Genomic DNA, 13,541 nt, shown 5'->3' on the forward strand with positions numbered 1-13,541 from the left:
CGGGGGGGCCGGTCCGGGTTCAGCGGCCCAGGCTGGACGGCAGCGCGCTGCGGCCGGCCGCGGGCAGGCCCGGGACGGCGCGGCCGGGCGACGTGATCTCGTGCGGCACGGCCGGCGCCGTCGCCGGCGCATCGAGCTCGCGCACGCTGCGGGCCTGGACGATGGCGTCGGTGCGCGGGGTCTGCGGCACCTGCATGTCGGGCCAGCGCTGTTCCTCGCGGATCACGGTGGGCTTGAGCAGGATCACCAGCTCGCGCTTGGTCTGCACGGTGGCGGTCTGGCGGAACAGCGCGCCCAGGATGGGCGTGTTCTGCAGGCCCGAGACGCCGCTGCGGTCGTCGCTGGACGAGGCCTTCATCAGGCCGCCGATGGCCACGATCTGGCCGTCGCGCACGCGCACGATGGAATCGGTCTCGTTGACCGCGCTGGTGGCCAGCGGCAGCGTGTAGGAACCCAGCGAGCCGAGGTTGAGGTTCTTGCTCTTCTCGGTCACGGTCGAGATCGTCGGGTGCACGTGCAGGATCACGTTGCCCTCGTCGTCGATCTGCGGCGTCACGTCCAGCGAGATGCCGCTGAAGAAGGGCTGCAGCACCACCGTGGGCATGGTGCTGGTGCTGGTGCTGGTCGAGGTCTGGCTGCTGGACACGCCGGTCACGTACAGCTCGTCGGAGCCGACCTTGAGCACCGCCTTCTGGTTGTTCAGCGTCGCGATGCGCGGGCTCGACAGCACCTGCACGTCGCCCTGCGTCTCCAGGAAGTTGAGCAGGCCGGCGAAGTTCGAGGCCTGGAAGGCCAGGCCGTAGAAGCCCTTGCCGACCGCGCCCGCCGCCAGGCTGACGCCGGAGGCGATGGAGGTGGCGTCGCTGGTGCTCAGGTTGCCGCTGGTGCCCAGCACCGAGCCCGGCGCGGCCACGCCGATGGTGGTCGAGACCTTGTCGCCCAGGATCTTGCCGAAGCCCGACCAGTTGATGCCGGTCTGCTGCTCCTTGCTCAGCTGCACCTCGATGATCTTGGCCTCCAGCATCACCTGGCGCTCGATCGACAGCTGCACCGCGCGCAGATAGGCCTCGACCTGGCGCAGCTCGGTCGGCGAGGCCTTGATCACGATGACGCCGGCCGCCGGGTTCATCACCACGTTGCGGCCTTCCTTCTCGCCAACCATGGTGGTCAGCGCCGCCTGGACCTCGCGCCAGAAGTCGGCATCCGAGGTGGTGCGCACCTTGGCGTTGTCGGCGCTGCCGCCATTGCCGTCGCCGCCGGTGTTGCCACCGGCCGCGCCGTTGGCCGCCTGGGCCGTCGCGCCCCCGGCGCCGGCCGTCGAGATGCTGCCCGAGGTCACCCGCAGGTCGCTCGAACCCTGGCGTCGGCCGGGCAGGTAGTTGATGCGGTAGAGCCGCGTCTGCACCGTGTTCGGGTAGATGAAGACCCGCTTGCCGGCGATGCGGAAGTCATAGCCGAACAGCTCGCGCAGCGTCTCCAGCGCCTCGGGCACGGTGGTGTCCTTGAGCGTGATCGACAGCGAGCCGCTGACCTCCGGCGCCACCAGCATGTTGTAGCCCGAGCCCTGGGCCAGTTGCAGGAAGACCTGGGCCGCGGGCGCGTTGCTGACGGCGAGGTCGAAGCGCGGCTCGGCCGGGCTCGCCGGGGCGCCGGCCGCCGTCGCCGGGCTCTGTGCCGCGGCCGGTGCGCTGGCGCCCAGCCACAGCGCCGGCAGCAGCAGGGCCGCGGCCAGCACCGGGTTCAGGGCCGCCGGGCGGGGCGGGCGGGGGACGGAAGGGCGCGACATCATGGGGAGCTCCTCGGGCTGCGGCTGTCGGTGGGCGGCGGCGCCGCGCTGCGGGTCGGATCGGACACGGGGGCCGAGGCCGGGGGATCGGGCTCGCCGTGGCTGTAGCGTGCCGGGCGTTCGTTGCGCAGCGCGGTGCCGCGGCTGACGGTCAGGCTGCCGGCCGGCAGCTTGGCCGCCGTCTGCAGCAGGTTCAGCCGCAGCGGGCCGCGCTGCGGGTGGCGCAGCGTGACGCCCTCGCCGTCGATCGATTGCACGCGCCAGGCCCCGAGCTGATCGCCGGTCAGCACCAGGCGGCCGTCGATCAGCGCGGTCGGTGCGTTGCGGCTGCTGAGCTGGACGCCCTGCAGCTGCGGCGTGGTCTCGGCGGCGCTGGCCGCACTGGCCGCACTGGCCGCCGCCGCGGCGCTGCCGGCCGGCGAGGGCAGGGCGGCCGGCACCGGGCCGGCACGGCCGGCGGCCGGCGCCAGCGGGGGCGGCAGGAGGCCCGTGGCCGGGCGCGTGGCCGCCGGGCCCTGGCCGGTGCGTGCGCTGGCGCTGGCCTGCTGGCGCAGCACGGCCTCGGGCGGGCGGGTCGGATCGGCCCCGGCGGCCTGCACGGTCGAGGGCTGCAGGGCGGCCACCGCGCCGGTCACCGCCAGCAACAGGGCCAGGGCCGACAGCAGCCAGGCCCGGCGGTCGAGTGCCGGCCCGTCGGGCGGCGGTGCGGCCCCGGCCGGAGAACGGTGAGGACGGGCCATCATCAGATCTCCATCCAGTTGCGGTCGCGGCTCAGTGTGTAGACGCGCAGCGTCAGCACATTGGTCGGGTAGCGGGAGGCGTCGAGCGACAGCTCGCCCCACAGCACGCGCTGGGGCATCTGCTCGAGCGCGCGCAGCCAGCCCAGCAGATCGCCGAACGGGCCTTCGACCACCAGCTCCACGCCGTGGCGGTAGAGCGCCGGTGCCGCAGCGGCGGCCCGATCGGGCGCCGCCCCTGCCGCAGCCCCCGCGCTGGCCGCACCCGCGGCGGGCCGGGCGCCGAGCAGACGCTCACCCAGTCCGTCGAGCAGTTGCGGTGCGGCGCCGTGGGTGGCCTCCCGGGTGGACGGTGCCGCTGCCGGGCCGGGCCGGGTGGCCGCCTGCGCGGCCGCCAGACGGGCGGCGGCGGCGGCCGGCGAGCCCAGCGGGGCCGAGGCGGCGGCCGCGGCACGCGCCACCGCGTCGGGCTGGCTCAGGTCGACCGGGGCCATGGTCTGCAGCTCGCGCAGGCGCAGCTGGCCGCGGGCGGCCAGCATCGATTCCAGCAGCCGGGGCATCTGCGTGGGGCTGACCAGTGCGCGCTCGTAGCGCAGCAGCTCGTGCTCGCCGTCCCGCACGCGGGCCTGCCAGCCGGCCAGCTCGTCGGCGTCCATGCGCTGGCGCCGTGCGTTGTGGTCGGCCAGCTGGCGCAGATCGCCGAGCAGGCGCGATTCCAGCGTCTGCGCCTCGCTCAATTCGGTGCGGGCCTGCTGCCAGCGCTGCAGCGTGGGCCGCAGCCACAGCGCGTCGGTCAGCGCGCCGCAGACGGCCATGCCGGCGACGGCCATCAGCACGCGCTCGCGCAGCGGACGGGCGTCGAACTGACGCATCAGGCGCTGCAGGCCGGGTGGCAGCTCCAGCCGGGTGGCCGCTGCCGCGACCGCGGCCGGCGGCACGGCGCTGCCGGCGGCGCCGGGTGCGGCCGTGCCCGGCGCACCGCCGGCGCTGCCGGGGCTGCCGGCCGGCATCGTGTCACCGGCCGGGCCGCGGGCCGTGGCCGTGCCCGGCCGGCTGCCGGCCGACAGGGGGCGGGGGGCGGCGTTGCCGGCCGGCGACGGCGAGGCACCGGCCAGGGCGCCCGGCGCAGGGCCGGAGGCCGCGGCCGCGCTGCCGCCCGTGCCGAGCCCGCGGCGGGCGCCCGACAGGGTGCCGGGGCCGGACGGGCCACGGGTGCGTGGCGTCGCCAGCGTGCCGCCCGCCAGCGCCGCCGTGGTGTCGCCGGACACGGGCGGCGGCAGGTCCTCGGCGCGCGCGGTCAGCGTCAGCTCGGGGGGCGCGTGGTCGGGGCTCATGGCTGGTCTCCTCGGCGCGCATCGGCCGGTCCGGCCTGGGCCAGTCGGCGGATCTCGGGGGCGGGTGCCGCGGCGGCGGCCGGGGCCTGTCCGGGTGTCTGCACGGGCGACTGTCCCGGCGTCTGCGTCTGCGTGACGCGCGCCAGCAGGGCCTGCTGCTGCAGACGCTGCAGCTCGTGCGGCGGGACGGTCTCCTGCAGCTCGTGGCGGCGCTGGCCGGGGCGGCGTGCCGCGTCCACCCGGTCGGCCACCGGCGTGCCGGCGGGGCGGCCCGCCGGGCGCAGGGCGACCTTCACCGGGTCCGCCGTGGTCGTGTCCGGGGCCACCGCCGCCGCGATGCCACCGGCCCGTGCCGCAGCCGAGGCCGCCTGGGTCGCGGGCGCCGTGGCCTTGTGGACCGGCAGCTCGGCCGCCGGGGGGGTGATGCGTGCGCGCTGGGTCGAGGTCAGCGTGAACACGGTCAGTCCGGGGGCGGCCTCGGGCGCGCTGCGGGCCTGGCTTTCGGCGGCCGTGGCGTCCCCGGCCTGTGCGCTCATGCGCAGCTGGCTGAACGGACGCCCGCGGAAGCGGGGTTCGGCATTGAGCCGCTTCAGATAATCCGCGAAACGGGCGGTCTCGGTCATGTTGCCGCGCAGCTCGACCTCGCCGCCGTCCTCGCCCACGTGCAGGCCGGTGATCCAGACATGGGCGTTGGCCTGGCGAGCCAGCGCGGCCAGGGTTTCGGCGTGGCCGTCCCCCTGCCCGGCGATGCCCGAGCGCAGCAGCTGCAGCACCCGCTGCTGCGCCTGCTCGCGCGTCTGCAGCGAGTTCAAGGCCGGCGAGGGGGCGGCCGCGGCCGTGGCGCTGGCCGCCGGGGGCGGGGCCACGGCCCGGCCGAGGGCGGCGATCTGCTGGCGCATCGGTTCGAGCTTGGTGGCGATGTCGCGTGCCTGCGCCTCGTCACGGCTGGCACCCAGGCGCAGCAGCTGACCGCTGACGCCCAGCGTCAGCAGGAACAGGGCCGCGCCGAGCGCGACCTGGCGGGCCGAGCAGGGCAGCGGCCGCGGCACGAAGCGCAGGTCCTGGAGGTTGAGCTGCTGGGGCATGGTGACGGAGTCCCGGGTCTGGGGCGGCGGTCGGATCAATCGCTGCGCAGGGCGGCGCCGATCGCGCACAACATGCGGTTGAGCATCAGCGGGTCGCGGGCCAGACCGGGCAGGCCGGTCAGGTCCAGGTGGCGGGTCGGCTCGTAGGGGGTGACCGGCACGTACAGCAGCGGGCGCAGGTGCTCGCACAGCAGCTGCTGCTCGGGCATCGGCGTGATCAGCAGGCCCGCCAGCGCGACCTGACCGAAGCTGCGTTCGATGCCGTCGAGCGAGCGCTGCAGCTCCAGCCCGGCCTGGTCCAGCGCCTGCTGGCGCGGTGCGTCATCGCTCTGGCCGAGATGGCCCAGCGTGAGGTCGATCTGGCGCGACCACAGCAGCTCGCCGCGGAAGGTCACCACCAGCGTCGCGTGCGTGGCCTGCACATGCAGCAGCGCCTGCGAGCGCTCGGGCGGCGCGGCCAGCGCGCACAGGTTGCGCAGCGCGGTCTCCTCGATGTCGATGGCCGTCCACTGCAGCTTGACCTGGTGCGCGGCCTCGACCTGTGGCCGCAGCATCTGCGCGCCGGCGGCCACCGCGATCAGCTGCGAGCGGGCGCGGTAGCTGGCGCCGTCGGGCACGGCCAGCACGTCGATGGCCGCGTCATCGACGGGGAAATCGACCAGGTCCTTCATCTGCCAGCGCATGGCCTGCGGCCAGTCGGGGCGTGGCAGATCGTTGGGCACGTCCAGCGTGGCCAGGCGGTACTGCGTCGGGCTCAGCATCAGCACCCGCCGGTGGCGGGCCAGTGCATGGCGGTGGCCGACCTGACGCAGCGTGCGCGTGGGCCAGGTCCAGTCCTCGCTGGCCACCCACTGCACCAGCGGGCGGTCCTCGTCGCGCGACTGCACGCAGGCGAACTGCGCCTGACGGCCTTGCGGCACGCAGGCCACCCAGCCCGGCAGCATGGACGTTTGGCGGAAGTGGAACACCGTGACCCCGATCTCGCAGCCTGCACCACGGCGTCAGCCCGACCGGCGCATCGGCGACGGTCGGCACGTGGCATGGACAGGCTGGTCACACCACGACGCGCTGGGCGCATCGTTCCATGCGGCCCCTTCGGGCGATGGCCCGAAAAGCGCGGCAAAGTGGCGTGAGATGCGACACGGCCCGGTCAGTCCGTGAGGACTGCCGGGCCGTGGGGCGGGCAGGGTGGGTGCGGGGCCGCGGGCGGGCGGCCGATGGCCGCGCACCGTCGGGGTCAGCGCCCCCGCGGGGTGGGCCTCCGGGGCGCACCGGGCGCACCGGGCGCCGGGGGCTTGCGGCCCCCCGGGCTCAGCCCAGACGGGCGCGGTGGCGTGCGACCTGGGCGCGGGCCTGGACCGGTGCCGTGCCGCCCCGCACGTTGCGGGCGTTCAGGCTGCCGGTCAGGGTCAGCACGCCGGGGGCGTCGTCGCCCACCAGCGGGTGCAGGGCCTTGAGTTCGTCGAGCGACAGCTCGGCCAGATCCACCCCCCGTTGCAGGCCGAGCTTGACGGCATGGGCCACCACCTCGTGCGCGTCACGGAAGGGCAGGCCCTTCTTGACCAGGTAGTCCGCCAGATCGGTGGCCGTGGCATAACCCTTGCGCGCCGCGGCCTCCATCGCCTGCGGCTTGACGGTGATGCCCGCCACCATCTCGGCCATGATGCGCAGCGTGCCGGCCAGCGTGTCGACGGTGTCGAACAGCGGCTCCTTGTCTTCCTGGTTGTCCTTGTTGTAGGCCAGGGGCTGGCCCTTCATCAGCGTGATCAGGCCCATCAGGTGGCCGATGACGCGGCCGCTCTTGCCGCGGGCCAGCTCGGCCACGTCCGGATTGCGCTTCTGCGGCATGATCGACGAGCCGGTGCAGTAGCGGTCGGACAGGTCGATGAAGCCGAAGTTCTGGCTCATCCACAGCACGATCTCCTCGGCCATGCGCGAGACGTGCACCATGGTGATCGCGGCCCAGGCCAGGAATTCCATCGCGAAGTCGCGGTCGCTGACGGCGTCCAGGCTGTTCTCGCAGACGGCGTCGAAGCCCAGCGCGGCGGCCACCGCCTCGCGGTCCAGCGGATAGCTGGTGCCGGCCAGCGCGGCGGCGCCCAGCGGCAGGCGGTTCAGGCGCTTGCGCACGTCGGCCAGGCGCTCGGCGTCGCGCGCGAACATCTCGACATAGGCCAGCAGGTGGTGGGCGAAGCTGACCGGCTGGGCCACCTGCAGGTGGGTGAAGCCGGGCATCACCGTCTCGGTGTTCTTCTCGGCCACGTCGACCAGCGCGCGCTGCATGTCGACCAGCAGGCCGCTCAGCGCGTCAATCTCGCCGCGCAGCCACAGGCGCACGTCGGTGGCCACCTGGTCGTTGCGGCTGCGGCCGGTGTGCAGGCGCTTGCCGGCGTCGCCCACCAGCGTGGTCAGGCGGGCCTCGATGTTCAGGTGCACGTCCTCCAGGTCGAGCTTCCACTCGAACTGGCCGGCTTCGATCTCGGCCGTGATCTGGGCCATGCCGCGCTGGATGTCGGCCAGATCCTGGGCGCCGATGATGCCTTGCGCGGCCAGCATGCCGGCGTGGGCCAGGCTGCCCTGGATGTCGGCGCGCCACAGGCGTTTGTCGAAGTCGACGCTGGCCGTGTAGCGCTTGACGAGCTCGCTCATCGGCTCGGAGAACAGGGCCGACCAGGCCTGGGATTTCTTGTCGAGTTGGTTGCCGGACATGGCGCTGCGGGGCAGAGGCTGCACGAAAGGGACCGCGACCCCGTGGAGCCGGCCGGGGCGGCGAGGCGCCCCTGCAGGCGGCGCGGGGCCGGGCCCGCGCCCCGGACCGGGGGGTCGGGGTGACGGTGCGGCCGCCGGCACGCTTGGGGAGCGCGGGCAAAGCCCCGTATTATCCCGCGCCGGGGCGGCCTGGCCGGCCCGGCCGGTCTGACGCGCCGTGCTGCGCGGTCCGTCCCCGCGCCCCTGCGTTCCCGCCTGTCATGCCTCTGACCTCGCCCCGGCCCCGCCCTGCCGCCGGCCCCGCCGATGGGGTCGGCGCGGCCTCGTCGGCGCCGCACGATGCGGCCGACGCGCTGGCGCCGGACACCAGCATCTGGCCACAGGCCCTGCACGAGGCGCCGGACACCCGGCTGGACAGCCACGTCGAGCTGGAGGCCATCGGCACCTTCGACCCGCGCCAGGACGATGGCGCACCGCCGGAGCGCGCCGCCGCCTGGGGCCCTCTGTGCGAGCCGGGTCTGGTGCTGCGCCTGCTGCTGTGGGGCAGCGTCACCACGCTGCTGCTGGCCTGGCCGGGCAGTGACGGCCCGCACGACTGGCTGGCCCGCAGCTCGGTGCTGCTGTGCGTGCTGCTGGCCGGGCTGCCGCCCTGGATGGCCGTGCTGTGCCTGTGGTGCCGTCATGTCCGGCCACGCTGGCCACGCCACCGCACGGCCTGGCTGACCCGGCTGCTGCCGTCCTTGCTGGGCGCCCTGGTGACCGTGCCGGGCTGGGGCCTGTTGCAGCTGTTCGGTCTGGTGCGACCGGGCCTGTGGCCGCTGGCCGGTCATCTGCTGGTCGGCGCCGCGCTCGGCCTGGGGCTGGACCGCGGGCTGCGGCTGCGGCAGGCGCGGCACCGTCCGGCCGATGCCCGGGCCCGCCTGGCCGAGCTGCAGTCACGCATCCGGCCGCATTTCCTCTTCAATGCCCTGAACACCGCGCTGGCCCTGGTGCCGGCCCGACCGCGCCAGGCCGAGACCGTGCTGGAGGATCTGGCCGCCCTGTTCCAGGTCGCCTTGGCCGAGAGCGGCAGCGCGGTCACGCTGGCCGACGAGCTGGATCTGGCCCGGCGCTACCTGGCCATCGAGCAGATGCGCTTCGGCGAACGGCTGGTGCTGAGCTGGGACCTGGACCCCAAGGCCGCCCGCGCCCGCCTGCCCCCGCTGGTGCTGCAGCCGCTGGTCGAGAACGCGGTGCGTCACGGCATCGAGCCCTCGGCCACCGGCGGTGAGCTGCGGGTGCGCACCCGCTGCTGGGGCGGCATCGTCCGCATCGAGGTCATCAACACGCTGCCGCCCGAGCCCGGGCCGCCCGGCAGCGGCCTGGCCCTGGCCAATGTGCGCGAGCGCCTGCGCCTGATGCACGATCTGGCCGGCCGCCTGCACACCGAGCGCAACGGCGAGCGGCATCTGGCCCTCATCGAGGTGCCACTGGGTTGACCCTGCTGCCGATGCCGATGCCGATGCCGATGCCGATGCCCCCGCCGACGCCGACGCCGCTGCGCCTGATCCTGGTCGATGACGAGCCGCTGGCCCGCCTGCGCCTGCGCCAGCTGCTGGCCCGGCCGGAGCTGCCGCCCAGCGTGGTGCTGGCCGAAGCCGGCCATGCTGCGGCTGCCCGGCAGGCCCTGGACCAGCATCCGGACTGCGAGCTGCTGTTGCTGGACATCGCGATGCCCGGCCTCGACGGCCTGCAATGGGCGCGTGCGCTGCAGGCGCTGCCGCGGTCGCCGGCGGTGGTCTTCGTCACCGCCCACACCGAGCACGCCCTGCAGGCCTTCGCGCTGGAGGCGCTGGACTATCTGCCCAAGCCGGTGCGCGCCGAGCGCCTGCAGCAGGCGCTGACACGGGCGCTGCGGCGGCGCGGGCCGGACGCCACGGCCGGCGGGGAGGCGCTGGCCGGTGCCGAGGGGGCCGGGGGGACGGTGGCGGATGCGGCCGCCGCCGCCGTTGCCGGGTCTGCGTCCGGGAGGGAGGCCGGAGTCGGCGGGGCCGGCCCTGCTGCCGGAGCCGAAGGCGGGGCCACAGCCGAAGTCGGAGTCGGCACCGGCACCGGCACCGGCACCGGCACCGGCACCGGCACCGGCACCGCCGGTGCTGCTGCAGACGCCGTGGCGGGCGCCAGGATGGCCGCGCCCGACCTGCTGGTCTGCCACGACGGCGGCCGCCTGCTGCGCCTGCCGCTCGACGAGCTGCTGTACGGCCGGGCCGAGGACAAGTACGTCTGCCTCGTCACCCGCCACGGCCGCCATTGGGTCGACGACAGCCTGGCCGACATCGAGCAGCGGGCCGCCGGCCGCCTGCTGCGCGTGCACCGGGCCGTGCTGGTGGCGCCCGCGGCGGTGCGGGCGCTGGAGCGCGCTCCGCTGTCCCGGGAGGTCCGAGAGGTCCGCGCAGGGGCTGGCGAGCCGGTCGCCCCGGTCACGGCCGATCCGGCCGCGCCGGCCCGCCCGGCCGCACCCGGTGCACCCACCGCACCCGCCGCACCCACCACCGAGGGCTGGGTGCTGCGCATGGCCGATGGCCGCACGCTGCCGGTCGCGCGCCGCCAGCTGGCGGCCGTGCGCGAGGCCCTGCGCGGCTGAGCCGGCAGGGCCGGCCGGGGCCCAGGCCGCGGGTGGGCCGCGGGTGGGCCGCCCTTGGGCCCGGGCCGCGTGTCCAGGCTGCGTGCCCAGGCCGTGAACCCGGGCCGCAGGCCCAGGCCGCGGCTGCCGGCCCTCCCGGCCCGGCCTCAGCCCGTGTTGCGCAGGCCGGCGGCCACGCCGTTGATCGAGATGTGGATGCCGCGCTGCACCCGCTCGTTGTCCGGGTCGCCGTCCTTGCGGGCGCGGTAGCGGCGCATCAGCTCGACCTGCAGGTGGTTCAGCGGATCCAGGTAGGGGAAGCGGTGCTCGATCGAGCGCGCCAGCGCCGGGTTGGCCGCCAGACGGTCGGCCTCGCCGGTGATCAGCGACAGCGCCTCGTTCGTGCGTTCCCACTCGGCCTTGACGAGCGCGAAGATGCGCTTGCCCAGCCGCTTGTCCTCGACCAGCTCGACATAGCGCTGGGCGATGCGCAGATCGCTCTTGGCCAGCACCATGTCCAGGTTGGACAGCAGGGTGCGGAAGAACGGCCACTGCTTGTGCATCTTCTGCAGCAGCTTCAGGCGCGTGTCGCGGCCGCCCGCACCGTCCGCGCCCTCGCTGCCGTCGCCGGCCAGGAAGCGCTCGATGGCCGAGCCGAAGCCGCACCAGCCCGGCAGCGCCACCCGGCACTGGCCCCAGCTGAAGCCCCAGGGGATGGCGCGCAGGTCCTCGATCGCGCGGGTGGCCTTGCGGCTGGCCGGGCGCGAGCCGATGTTGAGCTCGGCGATCTCGCGGATCGGCGTGGCCGAGAAGAAGTAGTCGGTGAAGCCGTCGGTCTCGTAGACCAGGTCACGGTAGGCGGCGAAGCTGGCGTCGCTGATCCGCGCGGCGGCCTCCAGGAAGGCCTTGGGCGCGGCCGACTTGCCGCCGGTGTGCAGCAGCGTGGCCTCCAGCGTGGCGGCCACCAGCGTCTCCAGGTTGCGGCGGCCGATCTCCGGGTGCGCGTACTTCGAGCCGATGACCTCGCCCTGCTCGGTCAGCCGGATCTGGCCGTTGACCGTGCCCGGGGGCTGGGCCAGGATGGCCTGGTAGCTCGGGCCGCCGCCACGGCCCACCGTGCCGCCGCGGCCGTGGAACAGGCGCAGCGTGATGCCGTGCGCCTTGCGCAGCGGGTTGAACATCGCCACCAGTTCCAGCTCGGCCTGGTAGAGCTCCCAGTTGCTGGTGAAGAAGCCGCCGTCCTTGTTGCTGTCGCTGTAGCCCAGCATCACGTCCTGCTCGCCGCCGGAGGCGATCACCAGCTCGGTGATGCCGGGCAGGGCGTAGAACTCGGCCATGATGGTCGGTGCCAGGCGCAGGTCGCCGATGGTCTCGAACAGCGGCACCACGATCAGCGGCGTGCGCGTGCCGGCCTCGCCCAGCACGCCCAGGTTGGGGCCGGTCAGCAGGCCGGTCTCCTTCTGCAGCAGCAGCACCTCCAGCAGGTCGGAGACGCTCTCGGTGTGGCTGATGATGTAGTGGCGCAGCGCCTCGCGGCCGTAGCGCGAGAGCATCTCGCGCGCGGTCTCGAAGATCGCCAGCTCGCTCTCCGCATGCTCGCTGTAGCGGTGGCCGCGCACGCGCAGCGGGCGGGCCTCGCGCAGCAGGCCCAGCAGCAGCTCGCGCTTGGCCGCCTCGTCCAGCGACGAGTAGTCGGCGTGCACGCGGGCGGTGGCCAGCAGCTCGGCCACCACCTCCTCGTGCTTGTCGCTGCTCTGGCGCAGGTCGACCGTGGCCAGGTGGAAGCCGAAGACCTGCACCGCGCGGATCAGCGGCTTCAGGCGCGGGGCGGTCAGCGCCTGGGCATGGTGGGCGGCCAGGCTGGACTCGATGGTGCGCAGATCGGCCAGGAACTGCCCCGGCGTCTCGTAGGCGTTCTGGGGCGGCACGGCGTGGCGCAGCGCCTCGGTGCCGGTCAGCGCGTGCAGCGTGGCGGCCAGGCGGGCGTACATGCCGATCAGCGCGCGGCGGTAGGGCTCGTCCTCGCGGTGCGGGTTGCGGTCCGGCGAGCCGTCGGCCAGCGCCTTGAGCTCGGGCGTCACGCCGGCCAGCATCGCGCTGACCGACAGCTCGGCGCCCAGCTCGTGTACCTCGGTCAGGTAGAAGCGCAGCGCCACCTCGCTCTGGCGCGACAGCGCCATGCGCAGGGTGGGCGCGGTGACGTTCGGGTTGCCGTCACGGTCGCCACCGATCCACTGGCCCATGCGCAGGAAGTTGGCCACCTCGTGGCCCTTGAGCTGCTGCTCCAGCTCGCGGTAGACGCGCGGGATCTGGCGCAGGAAGGTGCTCTGGTAGTAGCTGAGCGCGTTCTCGATCTCGTCGGCCACCGTCAGCTTGGTGTAGCGCAGCATGCGCGTCTGCCACAGCTGGGTGACGCGGGCGCGCAGCAGCGCCTCGTTGTCCTCGCGCTCGGCCTCGGTGCGCAGCTCGTCGCGCTGGCCGACCAGCTCGGCCACCGCGCGCTCGGCGTCCAGGATGGACTTGCGCTGCACCTCGGTCGGGTGGGCGGTGAGCACCGGCGAGATGTAGGCGCCCTTGAGCATGGCGGCGACGTCGGCCGCGCGCACGTCGGCATCGTGCAGGCGCTCGAAGGTCAGCGCCAGCGAGCCTTCCTGCAGATGGCCCTGGGCCTGGTGCACCTGGCGCCGGCGCACGTGGTGGCGGTCCTCGGCGATGTTGGCCAGGTGGCTGAAGTAGCTGAAGGCGCGGATCACGCTGACGGCCTGGTCGGCGCTCAGGTTCTTCAGCACCCGGTCCAGCACGCGACCGGCCGAGGCATCGTTCTTCAGGCGGTAGGCGACGCTGAGCTGGCGCACCCGCTCGATCAGCTCGAAGGCCTCGTGCCCTTCCTGCTCACGGATCACATCGCCCAGGATGCGTCCGAGTAACCGGATATCCTCCATCAGCGGCTTGTTCTTGCTGGCGGCGTCTTCCGCTGCAGAGGCCGGGGGCGTCGCCGTGGCGGCGCGGCGGGTACGTGAACTGGGCACGAAACATCTCCTGTTGGTGTAACCCGGTTACCAATCCGGTGTCGACGGGCACTCTACCAGCGGCCGCGGGCAAAGGCCAGCACGACCTGTGCCGGCCCGTCCGGCCGGGCCGGTGCCGCTGCCGGGCGCCGTGTCCGACGGTTGGCTGCGCGGTGGTGGTGCGTGTCGCGCCGTTCGTGGGCATCGCGGGGGCGCACCGGGCGGGGTCACGGGCCCTGCACTTGATCCAGGACAGGTCGGCGCCGGTCGTCGGCGCCGG

Annotated in this window: 9 protein-coding genes; 2 read left to right on the plus strand and 7 right to left on the minus strand. The window is 74.4% G+C overall.

The window, feature by feature from the left end; translation table 11 throughout:
• Positions 1 to 19: 19 nt before the first annotated feature.
• From mshL to argH, 6 genes are all read right to left on the minus strand, one after another.
• Positions 20 to 1,789, minus strand: coding sequence for a pilus (MSHA type) biogenesis protein MshL (mshL, locus tag AACH11_RS17520; protein ID WP_341375549.1), 1,770 nt, complete (start codon positions 1,787 to 1,789; stop codon positions 20 to 22).
• Positions 1,786 to 2,529 carry a hypothetical protein gene (locus AACH11_RS17525; protein WP_341375550.1) on the minus strand — a complete coding sequence of 248 codons (744 nt, stop codon included), beginning with the start codon at positions 2,527 to 2,529 and terminating at the stop codon, positions 1,786 to 1,788. Before AACH11_RS17525 ends, mshL begins: the two co-directional genes overlap by 4 nt.
• Entirely contained in the window at positions 2,529 to 3,857 is a 1,329-nt protein-coding gene (locus tag AACH11_RS17530) for a BAR domain-containing protein (protein ID WP_341375551.1), read from the minus strand. Before AACH11_RS17530 ends, AACH11_RS17525 begins: the two co-directional genes overlap by 1 nt.
• Positions 3,854 to 4,942 carry a PilN domain-containing protein gene (locus tag AACH11_RS17535; protein WP_341375552.1) on the minus strand — a complete coding sequence of 363 codons (1,089 nt, stop codon included), beginning with the start codon at positions 4,940 to 4,942 and terminating at the stop codon, positions 3,854 to 3,856. Before AACH11_RS17535 ends, AACH11_RS17530 begins: the two co-directional genes overlap by 4 nt.
• A gap of 35 nt (positions 4,943 to 4,977) precedes the next feature.
• Positions 4,978 to 5,886, minus strand: a complete 909-nt coding sequence (locus AACH11_RS17540) for a hypothetical protein (RefSeq protein WP_341375553.1) — start codon at positions 5,884 to 5,886, stop codon at positions 4,978 to 4,980.
• A gap of 367 nt (positions 5,887 to 6,253) precedes the next feature.
• Positions 6,254 to 7,651 carry an argininosuccinate lyase gene (gene argH / locus AACH11_RS17545; RefSeq protein ID WP_341375554.1) on the minus strand — a complete coding sequence of 466 codons (1,398 nt, stop codon included), beginning with the start codon at positions 7,649 to 7,651 and terminating at the stop codon, positions 6,254 to 6,256.
• Between the two features lie 260 nt (positions 7,652 to 7,911).
• Between argH and AACH11_RS17550 the strand changes: the two genes are divergently transcribed.
• On the plus strand, positions 7,912 to 9,129 hold the full coding sequence (locus AACH11_RS17550; protein ID WP_341375555.1) for a sensor histidine kinase: 1,218 nt from the start codon (positions 7,912 to 7,914) through the stop codon (positions 9,127 to 9,129).
• 17 nt (positions 9,130 to 9,146) lie between these two features.
• Positions 9,147 to 10,274 carry a LytR/AlgR family response regulator transcription factor gene (locus AACH11_RS24835; RefSeq protein ID WP_423228769.1) on the plus strand — a complete coding sequence of 376 codons (1,128 nt, stop codon included), beginning with the start codon at positions 9,147 to 9,149 and terminating at the stop codon, positions 10,272 to 10,274.
• 146 nt (positions 10,275 to 10,420) lie between these two features.
• On the opposite strand, the gene ppc is transcribed toward AACH11_RS24835, so the two are convergent.
• Positions 10,421 to 13,282, minus strand: coding sequence for a phosphoenolpyruvate carboxylase (ppc, locus tag AACH11_RS17565; RefSeq protein ID WP_423228770.1), 2,862 nt, complete (start codon positions 13,280 to 13,282; stop codon positions 10,421 to 10,423).
• Between the last annotated feature and the right edge of the window lie 259 nt (positions 13,283 to 13,541).

The organism is Pseudaquabacterium rugosum (assembly GCF_038066575.1).
Classification (GTDB): domain Bacteria; phylum Pseudomonadota; class Gammaproteobacteria; order Burkholderiales; family Burkholderiaceae_C; genus Pseudaquabacterium; species Pseudaquabacterium rugosum.